Here is a 23,642-nt window from a genome sequence, read left to right on the forward strand (position 1 = left end):
GCCTGATTCACGGCGCATGCTCAGGCCGTGTCGCACGGTCGATGGACCCAATCCGGAGGTCCACCGCCATGACGTCGAAGTCCAACTCCGCAACCAATCCCGATCAGGCCCAGCAGGCCGATCACGTGGCGGTCAATGACCGCAAGGCATCGCGCGGCGACGACTACGCGCACGACAACAACCGTTCCGCTGAAGGCAACGATGCCTCGTTGACCTCCGGTCCGTCTTTCGAGCGTCGCGTCCGCGCCGATGGCAGCGTCGAGGAGGTGCCGCCACCGACGACCGGGGCCGATGACGATGCGGAGTCGAAGGCGTCCAAAGCGTCGACGGACCGTGCATCGAAAGGCGCCTAATCTGAAGCGGGTGTCGCGCACCGGCCTTCGCCGTGTGTGCGACCTCGCGTCTTCGAGTTGTTCTCCTGAAACACGCGCACGCGTGCGCGGGCAGGCGCATAGGTAAACCGTCGTCATGGCCTGCGCATCCTTAGGTTAGCCCCTGCGCATTCGCCCTTCGCACGCTTTCGTGGCGCAAATACCGATCGATCCGGTGTCGCGCTGCAGCAATCGCGCACGATCACAACGAAAACCTGACAACCGGTTCGCGCACGGCCAGCGTCGATCCCCTAGAATCCGCACCGTCCTCGCCCCCGGAGTCACCGTATGTCGTCTGCCCCTCTCGCCTACCGCCGCGTCCTGCTCAAGTTGTCCGGCGAGGCCCTGATGGGCGACGAGGATTACGGCATCGATCCCAAGGTCATCGGTCGTCTGGCCGACGAAGTGATCGAGGCGCAGAAGGCCGGCGCCGAAGTCGGTCTGGTCATCGGCGGCGGCAATATCTTCCGCGGCGCGGGCCTGGCTGCGGCCGGCATGGACCGCGTCACCGGCGACCAGATGGGCATGCTCGCGACGGTCATCAATGCGCTGGCGATGCAGGACGCGCTGGAGAAGCGCGGCGCTCGCGCCCGTGTCATGAGTGCGATCAAGATCAACGACGTCTGCGAGGACTACATCCGCCGTCGTGCGATTCGCCACCTGGAAAAGGGTCGCATCGCGATCTTCGCCGCCGGCGTCGGCAGCCCGTTCTTCACCACCGACTCGGGCGCCGCGCTGCGCGGTATCGAGATCGGCGCCGACCTGCTGCTCAAGGCGACCAAGGTCGATGGCGTGTACGACGCCGACCCGAAGAAGGTGCCCGATGCCAAGCGTTACGACCGCCTGACCTATGACGAAGTGCTGCGCCAGGGCCTCGAAGTCATGGACACCGCAGCATTCGCGCTCGCGCGCGACTCCGATCTGCCGCTGCGCATCTTCGACATGAGCCAGGCCGGCGTGCTGCTGCGCATCCTGCGTGGCGAGCCGATCGGCACGCTGGTACAGGGCCGCAGCTGAGCCCGTTCCGCGCGGCCTTGCGCTGCGCTGCGGCATCCCCCGGCCCCGTCGTCGGCCCCGGACGCTTATAATCGTCCGATTCGCACACGGACCGGGGCTGCCCATGCTCAACGACATTAAGAAAGACACCCAGACCCGCATGGCCAAGAGCGTCGAAGCGCTCAAGCACACGCTGGTCAAGGTGCGCACCGGTCGCGCGTCGACCGCACTGGTCGACAACATCAAGGTCAACTACCACGGTTCGGACATGCCGCTGAACCAGGTCGCCAGCGTGGTGGTGTCGGATGCCCGCTCGCTGATGATCACCCCGTGGGAGAAGCAGATCGTCGGCGCGATCGAGAAGGCGATCCTCGGCTCGGATCTCGGCCTGACGCCGAACACCGCCGGCACGACGATCCGTCTCAACCTACCCGCGCTGACCGAAGAGCGTCGTCGTGACCTGTCCAAGGTCGTGCACAGCGAAGGCGAGGACAGCAAGGTCGCCATCCGCAACATCCGCCGCGATGCCAACCAGCAGATCAAGGAACTCCTCAAGGAGAAGCTGATCTCCGAGGATGACGAGCGCCGCAGCGAGGACGAGATCCAGAAGATCACCGACTCGGCGATCAAGGATGTCGACGAGGTCGTCAAGGCCAAGGAACAGGAACTGATGTCGGTCTGACGGCCTGGCCGCAGTCCGCATGAACGCGCCAATTCCGACCGGGCCCGTCCCGCGCCACATCGCCGTCATCATGGACGGCAACGGGCGCTGGGCGGCGCGTCGCAAGCGTCCGCGTGCGATCGGCCACCGCGCCGGCGCGCGCACTGTCAATCTCTGCATCGATTTTTGCCTCGAACGCGGCGTTGGCGCGCTGACCCTGTTCGCGTTCTCCAGTGAGAACTGGGGGCGTCCGGATGAGGAAGTCGGCGCGCTGATGAAGCTGTTCCTCAGCGCGCTGGACCGTGAGGTCGGCGAGCTGCACCGCCGCGGCGTACGTCTGCGTTTCATCGGCGAGCGCGGTCGTTTCAGCGAAGCCATCCGCGCTCGCATGGTCGCCGCCGAGACACTGACCGCAGGTAATACGAAGCTCACGCTCGGCGTAGCCGCGAGTTACGGCGGGCGTCAGGACATCGCGTCGGCGGCGCGTTCGCTGGCCGAGGATGTCGCGGCCGGCCGACTGCGACCGGACCAGATCGACGAAGCCGCGCTCGGCGCACGCGTTGCACTGGCCGATCTACCGGAACCGGACCTCTTCATCCGCACCGGCGGCGACCTGCGGGTCAGCAATTTTCTGTTGTGGCAGCTCGCTTACACCGAGCTGTGGTTCACCGAGACACTATGGCCGGAACTCGGGGTCACGGAACTCGAGCAGGCCCTGCAGGTCTATGCCTCGCGGGAGCGACGCTTCGGGCTGACAGGCGAGCAGATCGCCACCGCACAGGACGCACCGCCCGGGGAGGGCCACCCATGACATCCACCCGCATTCTCGCGGCCCTGCTGATGGCGCCCGTCGCCATTGCCGCCGTGCTGCTGCTCAATACGCCGTGGATGGCCGCCGTCTCGGCGATCATCTTTCTCGCCGCGCTGTGGGAATGGCTGCGCCTGACCGACATCGACGACACCCTCGCGCGCACCGCGTTGCTGGCGCTGAACCTGCTGCTGATGGTGGCCGTGGTCTGGGCCTCGGCGACCGGCGGCGGCTCGCTGGTGCTGCTGAAGATTCTGGCGATGATCGGCGTCGCCTGGTGGCTGCTGGCGACGCTGTGGCTGCGCCATTACGACTTCGCCTCCGATCACGACACCAAGGCGCGCGTGTTCAAGCTCGCTGCCGGCACGCTGGCGGTGATTCCGGCCTGGGCCGCGCTGTGCGTGATCCACGCTGGCGAGAACGGCGGCCATGGCAACCGCTGGCTGCTGCTGGCGCTGGCGATCGTCTGGGCCACCGACACCGGCGCCTACTTCGCCGGCCGCAAGTTCGGCAAGCGCAAGCTCGCGCCGCGCATCAGCCCGAACAAGACCGTCGAAGGTTTGGCAGGCGGCGTCGTCGCGGGTGTTGTCGTCGCGGTCGCATTCGCGCCGCTGGCCGGCGCGACGGTCGCGCAGTTGCCACTGGTCGCCCTGGTTGCCGTGCTGACCGTACTGGCATCGGTGGTCGGCGATCTGTTCGAGAGCCTGCTCAAGCGCCACGTTGGCGCCAAGGACTCGGGCACGCTGATTCCCGGACACGGCGGCGTGCTCGATCGCCTCGACAGCGTGCTGGCCGCGCTACCGGTGTTCGCGTTCGGCCAGATCTGGCTCGGCTTCTGACGATGCACGCTGTCTTCCTGCGCCGCGGCCGGATGCGCCGCGCATGATCCGCAAGGTCGCGGTCTTTGGCGCCACCGGCTCGATCGGCACCTCGGCGCTGGACGTCATCGCCCGGCATCCCGAGCGTCTGCGCGCGAGCGTGCTCGCGGCGGGTCGCAATGTCGATGCACTGGTGGCGCTGTGCGTCACGCACCGGCCCGATCACGCGGTGATCGCCGATGCAGCGTTGCTCGACGCACTGGCGACCGCGCTGCACGAGGCCGGCCTCGACACCACGCCGCATGCCGGCATGCCCGCACTCGATGCCCTCGCCAGCGATGCAGAGGCCTGCGACACCGTCGTCGCCGCGATCGTCGGCGCGGCCGGGCTCGATTCGACATTGGCTGCGCTGCGCGCCGGCAAGCGCGTGCTGCTGGCCAACAAGGAGTCGTTGGTGCTGGCCGGTGCGCTGATGATGCAGGCCGCGCGCGACGCGGGCGCGACCATCGTGCCGATCGACAGCGAACACAACGCGATCCATCAGTGCCTGCCCGCCGACGGCGACTGCAGCGGCGTCGCGCGCATCATCCTGACCGCGTCCGGCGGCCCGTTCCGCGGTCGCGATCGTGCATCGCTGGCCGACGTGACGCCGGCGCAGGCCGTCGCGCATCCCAAGTGGTCGATGGGCCCGAAGATTTCGGTCGACTCGGCCACGTTGATGAACAAGGGTCTGGAACTGATCGAGGCGCATCACCTGTTCACGATGCCGGTCGAACGCCTCGACGTGCTGGTGCATCCGCAGAGTCTCGTGCATTCCTTCGTCGAGTTCATCGACGGTTCCACGCTCGCCCAGCTCGGATTGCCGGATATGCGCACCGCGCTCGCCGTCGGCCTGGGCTATCCGGACCGCATCGCCTCCGGCGTCACGGGCCTGGACCTGCTGCAACACGGCCGCCTCGAGTTCGAAGCGCCGGATACCGACGCATTTCCGTGCCTGGCCCTCGCCCGCGGCGCATTGGCTGCCGGCGGCACGGCGCCGGCGCTGCTGAACGCGGCGAACGAAGTGGCGGTTTCAGCCTTTCTTCAGGGGCACCTGCGTTTTCTAGCCATTCCCATGCTGGTCGAGCACGTGCTCGACACGCTTCCTGCCGCTGACGCGGTGTCGCTCGACGTGCTGCGCGATGCCGACGCGCGCGCGCGCCACGTCGCCACGCAGGCGATCGAAACCGGTGCCCTCCATTGAACAAGCGTGATGTCTGAATTTTTCGGCTCGGTGTGGTGGCTGATCGTCAGCCTCGGGGTGCTGGTGACCTTTCACGAGTTCGGCCACTACTGGGTCGCACGCCGCTGTGGCGTGCGCGTGCTGCGCTTCTCGATCGGATTCGGCCGCGCGTTGTGGTCGCGCCGCGGCAAGGACGGCACGGTCTACCAGATCGCGATGATCCCGCTGGGCGGCTACGTCAAGATGCTCGACGAACGCGAAAGCCCGGTGCCGGAGGCCGAAGCGCACGAGGCCTTCAATCGCGCATCGGTGTGGAAACGGATCGCGATTGTCGCCGCGGGCCCGATCGCCAATCTGATCCTGTGCGTGGTGCTGCTGTGGGCGATGTTCGTCATCGGCCGTCCCGATTACGCGCCTGTCGTCGGCCAGGCCAGCGGCATCGCCGAAACCTCCGGCCTGCGCGCCGGTGACCAGATCGATGCGGTCGGTGATCGCGAAACGCCGACTTGGATGGAAGTGCAGCTGGCGCTGCTGCCGGCCGCACTGGACCGCCAGGACGTCGCCCTGCGCGTCACCGACGAACGCGACCGCGACGTGGTTCGGGAGTTGCGCCTGTCCGAGCTGCCCGAGGACTTCGACCAGCGCCGCATCACCCCCGCGATCGGCCTGTGGCCGCGCCATTTGCTGTTGCCCGCGGTCGTGGGGCGGGTGGAGCCCGAATCCGCCGCCTGGGGCGTGCTGGCCGAAGGCGACCGCCTCACAGCCATCGACGGCAGCCCGGTGCGCGTGTTCGAGGACATCGGCCCGCTGGTACAGGCGCTGGGCGACCGTGGCGGCCAGGCGATGGTGGAGGTCGATCGCGGTGGCGATCGCCTCGCACTTGAAATCACGCCCAAGCGCATGGAGCTGCCTGACGGGCGCGGCGAATACTGGGCCTTCGGCATCGCGCCGCCCCGCGACCTGCCGATGCCTGCGAAGGACGCGATCCAGCAGTACGGCGTGCTCGCTTCGGTGCCGGCGGCGTTCCATGAAGTCGGTCATCTGACCGGCCAACTGGTCGGCATGATCGGTCGCGCCTTCAGCGGCCGGGTGGCGATCGAGAACACTGTGGCGGGCCCGATCACGATCGCGCGCGCGGCCAATACCTATGCCGGCCAAGGGCCTGCGTGGTACCTGACGATCCTCGCGTTGCTGTCGCTGAGCCTGGCGATCCTGAACCTCCTCCCCATCCCGCTGCTGGATGGGGGACACCTCTTGTATTACCTTATCGAGTTGGTCAAAGGCAGCCCGGTCAGCGAGCGCGCGATGGTGGCCGGGCAATACGTTGGCCTGGCCCTGCTGGCCAGCCTGATGGGCCTGGCGTTCTACAACGACATCCTCCAACTCGTGCGCTGACACCTGCCTCGACCCGGATTCCGCCGCACACACCGCGCCGGAACCACTCCCCTACCCGGATTCAAAGATGACGCGAATGCCTGACCGCCGACTGCTTGCCCTCGCCCTCGCCACGGTGATCGCCGCGCCGGCATGGGCCCAGACGGCCGCGAACGCACCTGTTGCCGCGCCTGCGCCCGCCGCCCTGCCCCCTCTGGCGCCTTCGAGCGCAAGCAGCTTCACGGTCAGCGACATCCGTGTCGATGGTCTGCAGCGCATCGGCGCCGGCACCGTGTTCACCTATCTGCCGGTCGAGCGTGGCGACACCGTCAACTCGACGCGCATCAGCGATGCGGTCCGCGCGCTGTACCGCACCGGTTTCTTCGAGGACATCCAGGTCGCGCGTCAGGGCGACATCCTCGTCTTCACGGTGAGCGAGCGCCCGGCGATCAACCGCCTGACGCTGACCGGCAACAAGGACATCAAGACCGAGGACCTGACCAAGGGCTTGACCGAAATCGGCCTGTCGGAAGGCGAGACCTTCGACCGCCTCGATCTCGACCGCGTGACCCAGGAACTGGTGCGCCAGTACAACAACCGCGGCAAGTACAACGTCAAGATCACCCCGACGGTGTCACGTCTCGACCGCAACCGCGTGGACATCGCGATCAACGTCGAGGAAGGCAAGGCGGCGAAGATCCGCCACATCAACATCATCGGCAACGAGACCTACGATCTCGACACGCTGACCGACAACTGGGAATCGGGCGAGTCGAACTGGCTCAGCTGGTACCGACGCGACGATCAGTACTCGCGCGAAAAGCTCGAGGGCGATCGCGAGAAGCTGCACAACTTCTATCTCGACCGCGGCTACATCGATTTCAGCGAAGACAGCGTCCAGGTCTCCATCAGTCCTGAAAAGGCTGACATGTACATCACCGCTGGCGTCACCGAAGGCGAGATCTACAAGGTGTCAGACGTGCAGATCACCGGCAACACGGTGCTGCCGAAGGAAGAGATCCAGAGCCGTGTCTTCGTCCAGAAGGACCAGGTGTTCTCGCGCGCACTGCTGGAACTGAGCTCGGACGCGATCATCGCGACGCTTGGCAACATTGGCTATGCGTTCGCGCAGGTGAACCCGATTCCGGAGGTCGACCGAGAGAACCGCACGGTCGCCATCAATCTGCAGGTCGTGCCGGGTCCGCGCGTCCAAGTGCGCCGTGTCCAGTTCAAGGGCAACAGCCGCACGTCCGACGAAGTGATGCGTCGTGAAATGCGCCAGTTCGAGGGCAGTTGGTACTCCCAAGCCGCGGTCGACCGCTCCAAGGTGCGCCTGCAGCGCCTCGGGTTCTTCGAGTCCGGCAGCGTCAACGTCGAGAGCCAGCCGGTACCCGGCAGCAACGATGAAGTGGATGTGGTGTTCAGCGTCACCGAGACCACCTCGGGCAGCTTCGTATTCGGACTCGGCTACTCGCAGCTTGCAGGCGTGACCACCTCCGTGCAGCTGTCGCAGAACAACTTCCTCGGCAGCGGCAATCGCGTGTCCGTCGAAGCGCAGCGCAACGTGTATCTGCAGCGCTACTCGTTCTCCTTCATGAATCCGTACTTCACCGACGGCGGAATGTCGCTGGGCTACAACCTGTGGTGGCGTGAATTCGATAATTCCGAATTCAATACCGCGCAGTACTCGTCGACGAGCGCGGCGGCGCAGACGGTTCTTGGCATTCCGCTGACCGAGAACGACTCGATTTCGCTGCTGCTCGGCGTCGATCGCAACCAGATCTTCACGTTCCGTGGCTCGTCGCCTGAATCGATCGTCGACTACGTGGACGCGTTCGGTTCGCGCACGTTCCACGCTTGGCGCAGCGAGTTGGCCTGGGCCCGCGACACCCGCAACGACTTCCTGCAGCCGACCCGCGGCATGCTGCAGCGCGTGTCGCTCGAGAGCACCCTGCCCGGTTCGACCGCCGAATACTTCAAGCTCAATTACGAGATCTCGAAGTACTGGCCGATCAACCGTCACCTGGTGCTCAACACCCGCGCCGAGATCGGCTACGGCGACAGCTACGGTAGCGATGTCGTGCGCAACGTCTGCTACACCGCACCCACACCGGCAACGCCACCGACGACGGCCAACCCGAATCCTCCCGCCCCGCCGCCTCCGCCGCCGCCGAGCGATCCTTGCGAAACTGGGTCTGATGATTACATCCGGACGCTCACCGCCAGCGGTCTTCCGTTCTATGAGAACTTCTACGCGGGCGGCCCGCGCTCGGTACGTGGCTTCCGTGACAACACCCTCGGTCCGCGTGAGACGGCGCTCGGCAGTTCGTTCCTGCAGCCGATTGGCGGTGCGCTCAAGACCATCGGTTCGGCGGAAATGTTCTTCCCGCAGCTGATCAAGTCGCCGGCTGCGCGTATTTCGGCCTTCGTCGACTTCGGCAACGTCTACAAGGACGTCGACAGTTGGGACGCGAAGGAATTGCGCGCGTCCGCAGGTGTCGCGCTGATGTGGCGCGCGCCGGTCGGCCCGATCTCGATCAGCTACTCATACCCGCTGCGCCAGCAGAAGGAAGTGCGTGGTGGCTCGGGCGACCTGATCAAGCAGGCCGACGAGATCGAGCGTCTGCAGTTCACGTTCGGCGGCGCGTTCTGATCCAGCGCGACCGATGACCGACACGCAGATCCGCCATACCGCCGAAGCGCTCGCGCAGCGCTTCGGTCTCGTTGTCCACGGCGCGCCGGAAATCTCGGTGTCCGGCGTGGGCACGCTGTCCGCCGCGACCGGCAGTCAACTCGCGTTCCTGTCCAACCCACGCTATCGCCCGCAGCTGGCCGACACCCGCGCCGGCATCGTGGTGCTGCGCGAAGCGGATGCGGACGGCTATGCCGGGACCGCGCTGATCGCGAAAGATCCCTACGTCGCCTACGCGAAGATCGCAGCGCTGTTCGATCCGGCCAGCGCAGCGCCGGCCGGCATACATGCGTCAGCGGTTGTCGATCCGGGCGCGCAGGTCGATGCCTCGGCGTCGATCGGCCCGCACGTCAGCATCGGCGCGCGCAGTGTAATCGGCGCCGGCGCGACGATTGGCGCCGGCTGCGTGATCGGCGAAGACTGCGTCGTGGGTGAAGGCAGCCGGCTGATCGCCCGCGTGACCTTGGTCAAACGTGTGCGTCTGGGCGCCCGCGTCACCATCCACCCGGGCGCCGTGCTGGGATCGGAAGGCTTCGGTCTGGCGATGGATGCAGGTCGCTGGATCAACGTGCCACAGCTCGGCGGCGTGGTGGTCGGCGACGACTGCGACATCGGCGCCAATACGACCATTGATCGCGGCGCGCTCGAAGACACCACGCTGGCAGAGGGCGTGCGCCTCGACAACCTGATCCAGATCGGACACAACGTGCGCATCGGTGCGCACACCGCAATCGCGGGCTGCGTCGGCGTTGCCGGCAGCACGAAGATCGGCAGTTACTGCCTGCTGGCAGGCAAGGTCGGCGTCGCCGGCCATCTTGAAATCTGCGACAAGGTCGTCGTCCACGCGATGACGATGGTGTCCGCATCCATCACAGAACCCGGCGAGTATTCCGCCGGCATTCCCGCCCAGCCCACGCGCGAGTGGCGGAAGAATGCTGTCCGGATCCGCCAGCTCGATTCGCTCGCGCGCCGCGTCACGGCGCTCTGGAAGGGGGAACCATGACAGACCCGATCACATTGCCGATCTACATCGATGGCGTCCACAAGCTGCTGCCGCACCGCTATCCGTTCCTGCTCGTCGATCGTGTCGTCGAGTTCGAGCATGGCAAGCGCGTGCTCTGCTACAAGAACGTTTCGGCCAACGAGGAGTTCTTCCAGGGGCATTTCCCCGGGCAGCCGGTGATGCCGGGCGTGCTCGTCGTCGAGGCGATGGCGCAGGCCGGCGGCATCCTGACCCATCTGACCAAGGGCAAGGACTGCGAGGGCAACCTGTCGTATCTGGTCAAGGTCGATGCGGCGAAGTTTTCGCGCATGGTGGTGCCGGGCGATCGTCTCGAGCTCGAGGTCACGATCAAACGCGAGATCCGCAACATGACGATGTACAGCGGTATCGCGCGCGTGGATGGCGAACAGGCAGCATGCGCGGAGATCCTCTGCGCCGAGGTCCCGCGCTGACATGGGCGCGGCGCAGGTCCATCCCAGCGCGGTCGTCGATCCCGGCGCGACGCTGGGCGACGACGTGCGCATCGGGGCGTTCACGCTGATCGGTGCGGATGTCGAAATCGGCGCCGGCACGATCATTGGCCCGCATTGCAGCATCCATGGCCCGACCCGCATCGGTCGCGAGAACCACATCCACGGCCATGCCGCGATCGGCGGCGAGCCGCAGGACAAGAAGTTCGCCGGCGAACGCGCGGAACTGGTGATCGGCGACCGCAACACGATCCGCGAATTCGTCACCATCAATCGCGGCACCGGCGACGGTGGCGGCATCACCCGCGTCGGCGACGACAACTGGTTCCTTGCCTACACGCACGTCGCGCACGACTGCGTGGTCGGCAACCGCTGTGTGTTCTCGAACAACGCCACGCTCGCCGGCCACGTCACGGTCGGCGACCACGTGATCCTCAGCGGCTTCGTCGGCATCCACCAGTTCTGCCGGATCGGCGCACATGCGTTCATCGGCATGGGCGCGTTCGTCAACGGCGACGTGCCGCCATTCGTGATGGTGGCGCAGGACGGCTATGGCCGGCCGCGCGGCATCAACGCCGAAGGCCTGAAGCGCCGCGGCTTCGACAGCGCACGCACTTCGGCGATCAAACGCGCCTACCGCGCCCTGTACGTTTCGGGCGATTCACTGGCCGATGCGCGCGTGCGTCTGGAAGAGATGGCGCAGGGCAGCGAAGACGTGCGCGCGTTTCTCGATTTCATCGAGGCAGGCGATCGACCGCTGCTGCGTTGATCTCTCTCGCGGCACGACGATCCGTCGATGCCGCACAATGACGCCGTGTCCAGTCTCGCGCCCGCACCCGTGTCCCTGATTGCCGACCGCACATCCGGTGCGCCGCTGCGCATCGCGCTCGTCGTCGGCGAAGCATCCGGTGATCTGCTCGGCGCCGGATTGATCGAACAGCTGCGCGCGCGCTATCCGCAAGCGATCTTCGCCGGTGTCGGCGGCGATGCGATGCGCGCGGCCGGTATGGAGACCTGGCACGACGCGTCCGAACTCGCGGTCATGGGGTTGTCGGAAGTGCTGCGCCATCTGCCGCGCCTGCTCAAGCTGCGCAAGACACTGCGCGCGCGCCTGCTCGACTGGCGACCGGATGTGTTCATCGGCATCGATGCGCCCGATTTCAATCTGGGTCTGGAGCGCACGCTCAAGGACCGCGGCATCCGCACCGTGCACTACGTCAGCCCCTCGATCTGGGCCTGGCGGCAGGGGCGCGCGGCGAAGATCGGCCGCAGCGCGGACCTCGTGCTGTGTCTGTTCCCGATGGAGCCGCCGATCTATGCGACGCATGGCGTCGACGCACGCTTCGTCGGTCATCCGCTGGCAGAGATGGTGGCGCTGGAGCCCGATCGTGCGGCCGCGCGTGATGCGCTCGGGCTGACGCACGACGCGCCCGTGCTCGCGGTGTTGCCGGGCTCACGCCTGGGCGAGATCGGCCGGCTCGGCGAGGTATTCCTCGATGCCGCCGCGCAAGTCGCCGCTGCGCTGCCCGGCCTGCGCATCGTCTTGCCGGCCGCGAACGCCGGCTGTCGCGCCGCGATCGATGCACTGCTCGCACAACCCCGATTCTGCACGCTCGACGTGCGCGTGCTCGACGGCCAGGCACGCGCCGCGATGGTCGCCAGTGATGTCGTGCTGCTCGCCTCGGGCACCGCGACGCTGGAAGCATTGCTGGCCAAGCGCCCGATGGTCGTCGGCTACCGCATCGCGGCGAGTACCGCGTTCCTGGTGCGCCTCTTCAAGCTGATGAAGGTCGATCGCTTCTCGCTGCCCAATGTGCTCGCCGGCCGCACGATCGCGCCGGAGTTCATGCAGGAAGACTGCACGCCCGAAAACCTGTCCGCCGCGGTGCTGCACTGGTTCCGCGATCCGGCCGCGGCGGATGCGCTGCAGCCGGTCTATCGCGATCTGCATCTGCAGCTGCGCCAGGGCGCGTCTGCGACCGCAGCCGATGCGGTCGCGCGTCTCGCCGTGCCCGCGCTGCCTGCGCCTGCCGCACACGGGCAGACGTCATGACCCGCCGCCTGCGCATCGCCGGTGTCGACGAGGCCGGGCGTGGACCGCTGGCCGGACCGGTCGTCGTCGCGGCGGTGATCCTGCATCCGAAGCGCCCGATCGACGGCCTCGACGATTCGAAGAAGCTGACCGAGAAGCGCCGCGAGGCGCTGTATCCGCAGATCATCGAACGTGCGCTGGCGTGGCGCGTCGAGTTCGTCGATGTCGACGAGATCGACCGCATCAACATCTTCCAGGCGACGATGGTCGGCATGGCGCGTGCGGTCCAGGCGCTGGCGCCGGCGGCCGAGCGCGTGCTGATCGACGGCAACCGCCTGCCGCGCGGCTTACCCTGCCCCGCGCGCGCGATCGTCGGCGGCGACGCGATCGAGCAGTCGATCATGGCGGCCTCGATCCTTGCGAAGGTGGCGCGCGATCGCGCGATGGTCGAGCTGCATACGCAGTTTCCGGATTACGGCTTCGATCGGCACAAAGGTTACGGCGCACCGACGCATCTCGCCGCGCTGCTCGCGCACGGCCCCTGCGTTCATCACCGCCGCAGCTTCGCGCCGGTGTCGCGTCTGCTGCCGGACGCCGTGTCGGATGTCATCGACGAACCCGTGACCGCGGACCTGTTCGCCGAGCCATTGCCGGTCTGAACTTCGCGCGCCGGACGCCCACGACTGAACCGTTCCCTGTGAGCCGGCACACACCTGCCGCGCCAGAGCGCGGCCCGCCCACTGTCAAGCCTTGTCCGGCCCCCGCCCCGGCCCTAACCTGACCCTCCGGTCGCCACGCCTTCGCAATGTCCGCGCGCTTCGCCCATCTCCACGTCCACAGCGAATACTCGCTCTCCGATTCGACGATCCGGATCAAGGAGTTGGTGAAACGCTGCGCCGCGCTCGACCAGCCGTCGGTCGCGCTGACTGACCGCAACAACCTGTTCGCGCTGGTGAAGTTCTACAAGGCCGCCGAGGGCGCCGGCATCAAGCCGGTGATGGGCGCCGACATCTCGCTCGCCGAAGGCGACGAACCCGCCTCGACGCTGACCCTGCTGTGCCGCGACCACGACGGCTATCTATCGCTGTCGCGCCTGCTCACGCGCGCGTGGATGGAAGGCCATCGCACCGATGGCGTCGTCGTGCGCCCGGAGTGGCTGCGCGAGGCGAATACCGGCCTGTTCGCGATCGCCGGCCGTCATGGCCCGGCGGCGAAGCTGCTGGCCGGTGGCCGCGACGATCTCGCGCGGCAGTGGTACGCGCAGTGGCGCGAGGTCTTTGACGATCGCCTGTTCCTGCAGCTCACCCGCTGCGGCTTCGACGACGAGGCCGTGCACAACGCGCTCGCGCTGCAGGTGTCGTCCGATCTGTCCTTGCCGGTGATCGCCGGCAACGACGTGCGCTTCCTCGATGCCGAAGGCTTCGACGCGCACGAGGCGCGCGTGTGCATCTCGACCGGACGCGTGCTCGACGATCCGCGTCGCCCGAAGCTTTACACGCGCGAGCAGTACCTGAAATCGGCCGACGAGATGGCCGCGCTGTTTTCCGATGTGCCCGATGCGATCGACAACACGCTCGCGCTCGCGCAGCGCTGCAATCTCGAACTGCGGCTGGGCACCTACTACCTGCCTGCGTATCCGGTGCCGGACGCGCACACGCTCGATACCTGGATCCGCTCGCAGTCGCACGACGGCCTGGTCGAGCGTCTGGAGAAATATCCGGTCGCAGCCGGCCACACGCGCGAGAGTTACATCGAACGTCTCGATGTCGAACTCGACGTCATCTGCAAGATGGGGTTCCCGGGCTACTTCCTGATCGTCTCGGACTTCATCAAGTGGGCCAAGGAACACGACATTCCGGTCGGTCCCGGCCGAGGTTCGGGCGCCGGCTCGCTGGTCGCGTGGGCGCTGAAGATCACCGACATCGATCCGCTGCCCTACGACCTGCTGTTCGAGCGCTTCCTCAATCCCGAACGCGTGTCGATGCCCGACTTCGACATCGACTTCTGTATGGACCGTCGCGACGAGGTCATCGACTACGTCGCCGCGAAGTACGGCCGCGACCGCGTCAGCCAGATCATCACCTACGGCACCATGGCCGCGAAGGCCGTGGTGCGCGATACGGGCCGCGTGCTCGGCTATCCCTACGGCATGGTCGACGGCATCTCGAAGCTGGTGCCGCCGACGCTGGGCATTGGCCTCGAGGACGCACTCGGACGCACCGACAAGTCGCGCAGCGACGATGCCTGGCGCTCCGACGAACTGATCGCGCGCTACAACGACGAAGACGACGTCCACGACCTGCTCGATCTCGCCCTGCAGCTCGAGGATCTGACCCGCAACGCCGGCAAGCACGCCGGCGGCGTGGTCATCGCGCCGTCACCGCTCAGCGATTTCTGCCCGCTGTACGCCGAACACGACGAGGGCAACCTCGGCCGCAACCCGGTCACCCAGTTCGACAAGGACGACGTCGAAACGATCGGCCTGGTGAAGTTCGACTTTCTGGGCCTGCGCACGCTCACGATCATCGACTGGGCGCTCAAGGCGATCAACGTACGTCGCGCGGCTGCGGACGAAGCGCCGCTGGACATCGCCGCGCTGCCGCTCGACGACGTCGAGAGTTACAAGCTGTTCGCGCGCGGCGACACGGTCGCGGTGTTCCAGTTCGAATCGCGCGGTATGCGCGAGCTGCTCAAGCGCGCGCAGCCCGACACGTTCGAAGACATCATCGCGCTCGCCGCGCTGTTCCGTCCCGGCCCGCTGGGTTCGGGGATGGACAAGGAATGGGTCGACCGCAAGCACGGCCGCACGGACGTGAGCTACCCGCATCCGTCGCTGGAGCCGGTGCTCTCGCCGACCTACGGCGTCATCGTCTACCAGGAACAGGTGATGCAGATCGCCCAGGTCCTGGCCGGCTACTCGCTGGGCGGCGCGGACATGCTGCGCCGCGCGATGGGCAAGAAGAAGCCCGAGGAGATGGCCAAGGAGCGCGCCAAGTTCGAAGCCGGCGCGGCGGCGAACGCCGTGGACCCGGTCCAGGCCACGCAGATCTTCGATCTGATGGAGAAGTTCGCCGAGTACGGCTTCAACAAGTCGCACTCGGCCGCCTACGCGCTGGTGGCGTATCAGACCGCGTGGCTGAAGGTGCACTACCCGGCCGAGTTCATGGCCGCGGTGCTGTCGTCGGACATGGACAACACCGACAAGGTCACTGGCTTCCTGACCGAGGCGCGGACGATGGGCCTGGACGTGCTGCCGCCCGACGTCAACGCGTCGGCCTACATGTTCGAGGCGATCGATCCGCAGACCATCCGCTACGGACTCGGCGCAGTGAAGGGCGTCGGCCGCGGCGCCTGCGAGAACATCGTCGAGGCACGTGTGCATGCGGGCGTGTTCCCCGACCTGCTGGATTTCTGCCGCCGCGTCGATTCCACGCGGCTCAACAAGCGCACGCTCGAAGCACTGATCAATGCGGGCGCGATGGACGCACTGGGCAGGAACCGGGCATCGCTGATGCTGCAGTTGCCCGAGGCGCTGAAGGCGACCGACCAGCTCACCCGCAACCGCAACGCCGGCATCGTCGACATGTTCGGCAGCAGCGTCGGCGACAGCGACGCGCTGCACATCGACCTGCCCGAGTGCGAGGAATGGCCGCTCAAGCAGAAGCTCGACGGCGAACGCGACACGCTGGGCCACTACCTCAGCGGCCACCCACTCGATCCCTATCGCGACGAACTGCAGGCGTTGGTCGGCACCGATCTGGGGCAGCTCGACAGCCTGTGGGCGGCGCGCGACCAGAAGGGGGGCGGTAACAGCTGGCGTCCGGAAACCCCCGTCATCATCGCGGGCCAGGTCGGCGCGATGCGCAAGCGCGGCGACTCGCAGGCCTTCGTGCTGCTGGAGGACGGCCGCGGCCGACTCGAATGCGGCTTCTTCGCCGATGCGAGTAGCGAGTACGCGCATCTGCTGACGCGCGACCGGATCCTGATCGTCGAAGGCGGCCTACGCGAAGACGAGTTCAGCGGCGGCTTCGCGTTGCGCGTGAAGCGCTGCTGGGATTTCCATACCGTCTGCCCGGAGCACGCGCGCCGGCTGTCGCTGCGTCTGGACCTGCGCGTACCCGGCACGCTGGCACGCGTGGAACAGGTGCTGGCTCAGCACCGTCCCGGCAAGACGCCGCTGCGTTTCGACCTCCTGCTGGAGGCCGGCAGCGCCGGCACGCTGGACGTCAACGGCACGCATTCGGTCCGCGTGGATGCCGAACTGCCCGGCACCCTGCGCGCCCAGGCCGGCGTGCGCATCGCGCGCCTGGACATCGCCAAGCCCTGGGCAAGTTGAGCGCAAACGACGCCGCATCCGGCTCCACAACATCCGTCAACATGCGTCGATCTGCGATCCAGACGCCCTCGTACGGCCTGATCGGGCGCTGTCCGCTAGACTGTCGCCCTTTCCGGCCCCGGCCGGTCCCGCGTGGCGCAGTGCGCCCGGGCCCGCACCGCGACCGCCTCCCAATGGACGGCTCTCCCGAATGAATCCGAATTACCTCGACTTCGAACAGCCCATCGCCGATCTCGAAGCGAAGATCCAGGAACTGCGTCAGGCCAGCGACGGACCGGCGGTCAACATCGACGCCGAGCTCGCCACGCTGCGCGACAAGCTGCGCAAGCGCACCGCGCACATCTTCCGCGACCTCACGCCCTGGCAGGTCTCGCAGCTCGCGCGCCACCCGCAGCGCCCGTACACCAACGACTACATCCGCAGCATCTGTGACGAGTTCGAAGAGCTGGCCGGCGACCGCGCGTATGCCGACGACGCCGCGATCGTCGGTGGTCTTGGCCGCATCGACGGCCGCAGCGTGGTGATCATCGGCCACCAGAAGGGCCGCGACACCAAGACCAAGGTGCGTCGCAACTTCGGCATGCCGCGCCCCGAGGGGTACCGCAAGGCGCTGCGCCTGATGAAGATGGCCGAGCGCTTCAAGCTGCCGCTGTTGACCTTTATCGACACGCCCGGCGCCTACCCCGGCATCGGCGCCGAAGAGCGCGGCCAGTCGGAAGCCATCGCCCGCAACCTGCTGGAAATGGCCGAACTCAAGACGCCGATCATCTGCACCGTGATCGGCGAAGGCGGCTCGGGCGGCGCGCTGGCGATCGGCGTCGGCGACCGCACGCTGATGCTCGAATACAGCACCTATTCGGTGATCTCGCCGGAAGGCTGTGCGTCGATCCTGTGGAAGGATGCCGGCAAGGCGCGCGACGCCGCCGAGCAGCTCGGCCTGACCGCCAAGCGGCTCAAGTCGCTGGGCCTGGTCGACAAGGTGGTGCGCGAGCCGATCGGTGGCGCCCACCGCAATCCGCGCCAGACCGCGACGCGCCTCAAGGCCGTGCTGATGAACGAGCTCGACCAGCTCGAACAGTTGCCGGTCGAGACACTGCTGCAGCGCCGATACGAGCGGCTGCGGAGCTACGGGGCGTACGAGGCGGCCTGAGGGAGCGACGCGATGGGACCGATCCTGCTGCTCTCGATCCTGCTGCAGATCGGCTGCGGCGTGCACGTGGTCCGCACCGGCCGGCCGCTGTACTGGATCTTCATCCTGCTGATCGGCTCCTACATCGGCGTGCTGGTGTATCTGCTCGCCGAAGTGCTGCCCGAACTGCGCAGCAACCGCGGTGCGAACCGTGCGCTGGGACGCGTGCGTGACCGGATCGATCCCACGCGCCACACGCGTGCGGCCAGCCGCGATCTGGAAATCGCCGACACGCTCGACAACCGTCGCCGGCTCGCCGAGCGCAAGCTCGACGATCGCGACTACGCCGGCGCAGAAACCTTGTATCGCGAGGCCCTGCGCGGCCTGTACGCGACCGACCCGACGCTGATGCTCGGCCTGGCGCAGGCCCAGTTCCATCGCGGCGAACCGTCCGCCGCGCGCGAAACGCTCGACGCACTGATCGCCGCGAATCCCGACTTCCGTTCGCACGACGGCCATCTGCTCTACGCCCGCGCGGTCGAAGCCGGCGACGATTTCACGGCCGCCGTCGAAGAATACGAAGCGCTGATCCAGGACTACCCCGGCGAAGAAGCGCGCGTCCGCTACGCAGGCCTGCTGCAGCGCCACGGTCAGACCGTCAAGGCCAAAGCGCTGTACGCCGACACGCTGCGCCGCGTCGATCTGGCGCCTGCGTACTACCGCCGCGAACAGCGCGAGTGGGTCGAGATCGCCAAGCGCGAAGCGCGCGACTGAATTCTCACCACGCGCGCAGGTACTGGTCCGGCGTCTCGATTTCGGCACCCAGTTCGCGCGCCGCGCGACGCGGGAAATACGGATCGCGCAGCAGTTCGCGCGCCAGCAGCACGATGTCGGCATCGCCGTTGGCGACGATGCGCTCGGCCTGCGCCGGCGTCGTGATCAGACCAACCGCACCGGTCGCGATGCCGACCTCGTCGCGGATGCGCCGCGCGAACGGCACCTGGTAGTCCGGCACCGCGTCGATCGACTGTCGCGGCGACAGGCCGCCGCTTGAGGTGTCGACGAGATCCACACCGCGCGCTTTCAGCAGGCGCGCCAGTTCGACGCTCTGCTCGATATCCCAGCCGCCTTCGACCCAGTCGCTCGCCGAGATGCGTACCCACAGCGGCAGGCGTTCGGGCCACACGCCGCGCACGGCATCGACGACGTCGAGCACCATGCGCACGCGATGGTCGAAGCTGCCGCCCCAGGCGTCGTCGCGCGTGTTCGACAGCGGCGACAGGAACTGGTGCAGCAGATAGCCGTGCGCCGCATGCAGTTCAGCGACCTCGAACCCCGCGTCGAGCGCGCGCAACGCGCTGGCGCGAAAATCGTCGACCACCTGCGCGATGCCGGCCGCGTCGAGCGCCTGCGGCGCCGGATAGTCCGCGTTGTAGGCCAGCGCCGAAGGCGCCACGACCTGCCAGCCGCCATCGGCGATCGGCACCGCGTTGCGCCCCCGCCACGGCGCGAACGTGCTGGCCTTGCGCCCGGCATGCGCGAGCTGGATCGCCGGCACCGCGCCCTGCGCGCGGATGAAGCGCGCGATCGGCGCCCAGGCCTGCACCTGCGCCTCGCTCCAGATGCCGGCGTCCTGCGGCGAGATCCGCCCTTCGGGCGATACCGCGCAGGCCTCGGTCATCACCAGTCCCGCGCCGCCGACCGCGCGGCTGCCCAGATGCACGCGATGCCAATCGTCGGGCAGGCCATCGACGGATGCGTACTGGCACATCGGCGAGACCGCGATGCGGTTGCGCAGCGTCAGGTCACGCTGGCGGAACGGGGTGAACAGGGCGGACATGCGGGACTTCCTGCGGATGCGATCCGCGACTTTAGGCTGCCGGCGGGCGCGCGAACACCGCACCACCGGATCGCTGCATCGCGTGGATGCGCGATCACCACCGCAGCACGGAAACCGCGAGGCCGGCCGGCCTCGATACCATGGCCGCATGTCGACCGAACTGCCGCTGCTGGACCTGCCGCCCGATGCCCATGGCCGCATCGTCGTCGGCTACAGCGGCGGGCTGGATTCCGGCGCGCTTCTGCACGCACTCGCGCTCACCCCGGCGTTGCGCACGCGCGGGCTGCGCGCCGTGCATGTGCATCACGGCCTCCAGGCCGGCGCAGACGACTGGGCCGCGCACTGCGTGGCGATCTGCGCACATCTCGAGGTGCCATGCAGCGTGGTCCATGTCGACGTGCCGCGTGACAGCGGCGAAGGCCTCGAAGCCGCGGCACGTACCGCGCGCCACGCCGCGTTCGCCGCGCAACTCGCCCCGGGCGATGTCCTCACACTCGCCCACCACCGGGACGACCAGGCCGAAACCGTACTGCTGCGTGCCCTGCGCGCGTCGGGGCCGGATGGCCTCGCCGCGATGCGTCCGTTACGCCGGTTCGCGAACGGCTGGCTGTGGCGGCCTCTGCTCGCGCTGCCACGTGCGCAGTTGCAGGCCTACGCGCAGGCGCATGGTCTGCACTGGATCGAGGACCCGAGCAACACCGCGGATAACGCCGACCGCAATTTCCTGCGCAATCGCGTGATGCCGCTGCTGCGCACGCGTTGGCCGCATGCAGACGCGGCGCTGTCGACGGTCGCCATGTTGCAGGCCGACACCAGCGCCCTGCTCGCTGCCGGCGACGACGATGCGCTGGCGACAGCGAGAACACACGATCCGGCCGTGTTGCGACTCGACGCGTTGCGCGCGCTTCCCGCCACACGACGCGCACGCGCGCTGCGCCTCTGGATCGACACACTTGGACTGCCTCCGCTGCCCGCGCGCGCCATCGACTGGTGCAACGCCGACCTCGAGACCGGCCGCACGGATCGCGTGCCCTGCTTCGACTGGGCCGGCCATCGCCTGCAGCGCTGGCGCGAGTTGCTGCAGGCCGCGCCGATCCGGGCGCCGCTGGATGCCGGCTTCACCGCGCAGTGGAAAGGCGGTGCACCGCTGCAGCTGCCCGACGGCGGCCGGCTTTGGCTGGACGGACCGACGGATGATCGTGCGTGGACTGTCCGCGCCCGCCAGGGCGGCGAGCGCATCCGCCTGCCCCGCCGTGCGCATACGCACGCACTCAAGCACGTGTTGCAGTCGCTCGGCGTGCCGCCCTGGGTCCGCGCCCATCTGCCGGTGCTGTGCGATTTCGATGGCCAGGTGCTGGCCGCGGGCGATCTCGCCTTCGACGCCGGCTTCGATACCTGGCTGCGCGAGGGCGGCGGCCACCTGCACTGGTCGCCGCCCGGCGCCATGCACACGGTGCCGCGCGCGCCGATCGCTTAAAATCCGCGGATGCCGAAAAAAACCGCAGCCACCGAAACCAGTCCTGTCGCCGACTTCGAAAACGCCCTGACCCAGCTCGAAACGCTGGTGGAGCGCATGGAGGGCGGCGAGCTGAGTCTCGAAGAATCGCTGGGCGCCTACGAGCGCGGGGTCGGTCTGTATCGGCGCTGCCAACAGGCGCTGGAAGATGCCGAGCTGCGCGTGAAGCTGCTCAGCGATCCCGCATCGCCGGAACGCGCGCAGCCCTTCGGTGATGCCGCGGTCGACGATTCCGATGCCTGACGCGTCGTCCGACACCGACGCGCTGATCGAGGCCTGGCGCGCCCGGACCGACGCCACGCTGCAGCAGGCCCTCGATACCGTCGCCGACGGCGAGCCGCGCCTGCACGCGGCGATGGGGCACGCGGTGCTGCTGGGCGGCAAGCGCATGCGTCCGCTGCTGGTGCACGCCACCGCCTACGCATTCGGTGCGCCCGCGGCCGCGGCCGATGCTGCAGCCGCGGCGGTGGAACTGGTGCACGCGTATTCGCTGGTGCACGACGATCTGCCGGCGATGGACGATGACGCCTTGCGTCGCGGTCAGCCGACCGTGCACGTCGCCTTCGATGAGGCAACGGCGATTCTCGCCGGTGACGCTTTGCAGACCCTCGCGTTCTCGCTGCTCGCCGAAGCACCGCTTGCTGCCGAAATCCGTCTGGCAATGGTCGCGACGCTCGCGCGCGCGTCCGGCGCAAACGGCATGTGCGGCGGCCAGGCGCTTGATCTGGCGGCAACCGGTGGCGGTGGCTCGATCGGTGTGGACGCACTCGAACGCCTGCATGCGATGAAGACCGGTGCGTTGCTGCGGGCCGCCGTCGCCCTGGGCGCACTCGCTGCAGGCGTGGATGCAGGCACACGCGCGCGCCTGGATGATTTCGCCGATGCGCTGGGCCTGGCCTTCCAGATCCGCGACGACCTGCTCGACATCGAGGGTGACAGCGCAACGCTCGGCAAGACCGCCGGCAAGGATGTCGCGCAGGACAAGGCGACGTTCCCGGCGTTGATCGGCGCCGATGCCTCACGTGCGCGCCTCGATGCACTCGCGACGCGCATGCAGGACGCGCTGGTTCCGTTCGGCGAGACCATCGCCCCGTTGACCGCACTCGGCCGCCGCGCGATCGAACGCGATTACTGAAAGACGCTGTTCGTCCAATCGTAGGACGGGTCGAGCGCAGCGAAACCCATCGTCCTGATGCCGGTCCCGTAGGACCGGCTGAATCCAGAGCTGATTTCGCGAATCATCTTCGCGCAGGTGCGGATGGCGATGATGGGTGTCGCTGCGCTCGACCCATCCTACGAAGCACGCCGCGAGTCGCGATTTCAGCTGCCGAAGAACTGGATCGTCAGCGGATGCTGGTAGTGCTCGCCGTTCAAGGCACGCACCGCGGCGAAGATGCTGCTGATCAGCCACAGCATCGCGAGGCCACACGCCGCTGCCACCAGCATCAGACCGGCCGGCAGCGTCACGATCGCGCCGATGCCGAGCGTCAGCACCGTGGCGCCGAGCAGGCCGATGGCGGCGACGAAGATCGCGCAGGCGTAGAGGCACATGCTCAGGTGGAAGTTCAGCGCGTCGCGCGCATGCGCGGCGACGAAGGCGTCGTCGTCGCGCTTGGCCAGATAGACCACGCCGGCCACCAGCGCGCCGGCAATGCCAGACATCCAGCTGGTGAGCAGCGCGAGCACCAGTGCACCGATGTGCATCGCCGCCGCCCAGTGGCGGCTGTCGTTGGCGGGCAAAGTCTGCGGAAAGGATGCGGTCTGCATGGGACACCTCCGGTCGCGAATCGTGCATGCAGCCTGCGCGTGCGTCGGCGCCAGCGCCAGACGCGGACGTCACCCGGACTTCCGGCACCCCCGCAACGCGACAGGCCCCGGCGCGGACGCCGGGGCCTGTGCGGTGCAGCCGGTTCGATCGCTTACTTGACCAGACGCAGCGCGAAGGGATACCGGTAGGCCACCCCATCGTTCGCCTTCATCGCGCCGATGATGGTCAGCACCAGCCATGCGATGCCGATCACGATACCGAGCGGCGCGGTCAGCAGCGCGCCGAGGCCGAAGGTCACCAGGGTGATCAGGAACAGCACCACGCCGACCAGCAGCAGGGTGATGTTGAAGTTCAGCGCCTCGCGCGCCTGGTCGGCGGCGAAGGGCATGGTGTCCTTCTTGATCAGCCAGATCACCAGCGGGCCGACGATGTTGCCGATGCCACCAGTGAACAGACCGGTCAATGCTGCCAGATGGCCGAACAGGCCCCACTGGCGTTCTTCCGCGGACGCGACGCCGGCGGGTGGAGGCGATGCGGTGGTGTACTTGTCGAACTCGCTCATGCGGAACGCCTCAGGTTGCGTGGAAGGACAGGCCGTGGCCTTGC

The 23,642-nt window shown here is 67.6% G+C and carries 22 protein-coding genes; 19 read left to right on the plus strand and 3 right to left on the minus strand.

Features of this window, described 5'->3' with window-relative positions; all coding sequences use genetic code 11:
• Positions 1–68 precede the first annotated feature (68 nt).
• The 16 genes from ACZ9YD_RS00260 to ACZ9YD_RS00335 all read left to right on the plus strand — a co-directional run bounded on the left by ACZ9YD_RS00260 (position 69) and on the right by ACZ9YD_RS00335 (position 18,686).
• A complete protein-coding gene (locus ACZ9YD_RS00260; protein ID WP_465073132.1) occupies positions 69–353 on the plus strand; it encodes a hypothetical protein in 285 nt (94 codons plus the stop codon).
• A gap of 306 nt (positions 354–659) precedes the next feature.
• Positions 660–1,388, plus strand: a complete 729-nt coding sequence (gene pyrH, locus ACZ9YD_RS00265; RefSeq protein ID WP_232137702.1) for a UMP kinase — start codon at positions 660–662, stop codon at positions 1,386–1,388.
• Positions 1,389–1,491: 103 nt separating this feature from the next.
• Entirely contained in the window at positions 1,492–2,049 is a 558-nt protein-coding gene (gene frr / locus ACZ9YD_RS00270) for a ribosome recycling factor (RefSeq protein ID WP_232137703.1), read from the plus strand.
• Positions 2,050–2,068: 19 nt separating this feature from the next.
• Positions 2,069–2,839, plus strand: a complete 771-nt coding sequence (gene uppS, locus ACZ9YD_RS00275) for a polyprenyl diphosphate synthase (RefSeq protein WP_465073133.1) — start codon at positions 2,069–2,071, stop codon at positions 2,837–2,839.
• Positions 2,836–3,675, plus strand: a complete 840-nt coding sequence (locus ACZ9YD_RS00280; RefSeq protein WP_465073134.1) for a phosphatidate cytidylyltransferase — start codon at positions 2,836–2,838, stop codon at positions 3,673–3,675. Before uppS ends, ACZ9YD_RS00280 begins: the two co-directional genes overlap by 4 nt.
• 43 nt (positions 3,676–3,718) lie before the next feature.
• Complete coding sequence (locus tag ACZ9YD_RS00285; protein ID WP_465073135.1) at positions 3,719–4,897, plus strand: 1-deoxy-D-xylulose-5-phosphate reductoisomerase; 1,179 nt, start codon at positions 3,719–3,721, stop codon at positions 4,895–4,897.
• A 9-nt stretch (positions 4,898–4,906) separates the two neighbouring features.
• Positions 4,907–6,271, plus strand: a complete 1,365-nt coding sequence (gene rseP / locus ACZ9YD_RS00290; RefSeq protein ID WP_465073136.1) for an RIP metalloprotease RseP — start codon at positions 4,907–4,909, stop codon at positions 6,269–6,271.
• 67 nt (positions 6,272–6,338) lie between these two features.
• Entirely contained in the window at positions 6,339–8,903 is a 2,565-nt protein-coding gene (gene bamA / locus ACZ9YD_RS00295; protein WP_465073137.1) for an outer membrane protein assembly factor BamA, read from the plus strand.
• 28 nt (positions 8,904–8,931) lie between these two features.
• Complete coding sequence (gene lpxD, locus ACZ9YD_RS00300) at positions 8,932–9,945, plus strand: UDP-3-O-(3-hydroxymyristoyl)glucosamine N-acyltransferase (protein WP_465073226.1); 1,014 nt, start codon at positions 8,932–8,934, stop codon at positions 9,943–9,945.
• Positions 9,942–10,397, plus strand: a complete 456-nt coding sequence (fabZ, locus tag ACZ9YD_RS00305) for a 3-hydroxyacyl-ACP dehydratase FabZ (protein WP_310234863.1) — start codon at positions 9,942–9,944, stop codon at positions 10,395–10,397. Before lpxD ends, fabZ begins: the two co-directional genes overlap by 4 nt.
• 1 nt (position 10,398) lies before the next feature.
• On the plus strand, positions 10,399–11,184 hold the full coding sequence (gene lpxA, locus ACZ9YD_RS00310) for an acyl-ACP--UDP-N-acetylglucosamine O-acyltransferase (RefSeq protein ID WP_465073138.1): 786 nt from the start codon (positions 10,399–10,401) through the stop codon (positions 11,182–11,184).
• A gap of 27 nt (positions 11,185–11,211) precedes the next feature.
• Complete coding sequence (gene lpxB, locus ACZ9YD_RS00315) at positions 11,212–12,468, plus strand: lipid-A-disaccharide synthase (protein ID WP_465073139.1); 1,257 nt, start codon at positions 11,212–11,214, stop codon at positions 12,466–12,468.
• Positions 12,465–13,106, plus strand: coding sequence for a ribonuclease HII (gene rnhB, locus ACZ9YD_RS00320; RefSeq protein ID WP_465073140.1), 642 nt, complete (start codon positions 12,465–12,467; stop codon positions 13,104–13,106). Before lpxB ends, rnhB begins: the two co-directional genes overlap by 4 nt.
• A 146-nt stretch (positions 13,107–13,252) precedes the next feature.
• Positions 13,253–16,783 (plus strand): DNA polymerase III subunit alpha, encoded by a 3,531-nt coding sequence (dnaE, locus tag ACZ9YD_RS00325; protein ID WP_465073141.1) that lies wholly within the window; start codon positions 13,253–13,255, stop codon positions 16,781–16,783.
• Between the two features lie 190 nt (positions 16,784–16,973).
• Positions 16,974–17,933, plus strand: coding sequence for an acetyl-CoA carboxylase carboxyltransferase subunit alpha (locus ACZ9YD_RS00330; protein ID WP_232137718.1), 960 nt, complete (start codon positions 16,974–16,976; stop codon positions 17,931–17,933).
• Positions 17,934–17,945: 12 nt separating this feature from the next.
• On the plus strand, positions 17,946–18,686 hold the full coding sequence (locus ACZ9YD_RS00335; RefSeq protein ID WP_465073142.1) for a tetratricopeptide repeat protein: 741 nt from the start codon (positions 17,946–17,948) through the stop codon (positions 18,684–18,686).
• Between the two features lie 4 nt (positions 18,687–18,690).
• Here the strand turns inward: ACZ9YD_RS00335 and ACZ9YD_RS00340 are convergent, their stop codons facing one another.
• Positions 18,691–19,752: an NADH:flavin oxidoreductase/NADH oxidase gene (locus ACZ9YD_RS00340; protein ID WP_465073143.1), complete on the minus strand. Its 1,062-nt coding sequence runs from the start codon at positions 19,750–19,752 to the stop codon at positions 18,691–18,693.
• A gap of 148 nt (positions 19,753–19,900) precedes the next feature.
• Here ACZ9YD_RS00340 and tilS point away from each other — a divergent pair, with 148 nt between their 5' ends.
• Genes tilS through ACZ9YD_RS00355 form a run of 3 tightly spaced genes read left to right on the plus strand, consistent with a single transcriptional unit; the run spans position 19,901 to position 22,403 of the window.
• Positions 19,901–21,229, plus strand: coding sequence for a tRNA lysidine(34) synthetase TilS (gene tilS / locus ACZ9YD_RS00345; RefSeq protein ID WP_465073144.1), 1,329 nt, complete (start codon positions 19,901–19,903; stop codon positions 21,227–21,229).
• A 9-nt stretch (positions 21,230–21,238) separates the two neighbouring features.
• The gene (locus ACZ9YD_RS00350; protein ID WP_465073145.1) at positions 21,239–21,511 is read left to right on the plus strand and encodes an exodeoxyribonuclease VII small subunit; all 273 of its coding nucleotides are present in this window, start codon (positions 21,239–21,241) and stop codon (positions 21,509–21,511) included.
• Entirely contained in the window at positions 21,504–22,403 is a 900-nt protein-coding gene (locus ACZ9YD_RS00355) for a farnesyl diphosphate synthase (RefSeq protein WP_465073146.1), read from the plus strand. Before ACZ9YD_RS00350 ends, ACZ9YD_RS00355 begins: the two co-directional genes overlap by 8 nt.
• 185 nt (positions 22,404–22,588) lie before the next feature.
• Here the strand turns inward: ACZ9YD_RS00355 and ACZ9YD_RS00360 are convergent, their stop codons facing one another.
• Positions 22,589–23,035 carry a DUF4870 domain-containing protein gene (locus ACZ9YD_RS00360; RefSeq protein ID WP_465073147.1) on the minus strand — a complete coding sequence of 149 codons (447 nt, stop codon included), beginning with the start codon at positions 23,033–23,035 and terminating at the stop codon, positions 22,589–22,591.
• 152 nt (positions 23,036–23,187) lie between these two features.
• Positions 23,188–23,598, minus strand: a complete 411-nt coding sequence (locus ACZ9YD_RS00365) for a DUF4870 domain-containing protein (protein WP_465073148.1) — start codon at positions 23,596–23,598, stop codon at positions 23,188–23,190.
• Between the last annotated feature and the right edge of the window lie 44 nt (positions 23,599–23,642).

The organism is Luteimonas sp. AC640a, assembly GCF_979256585.1.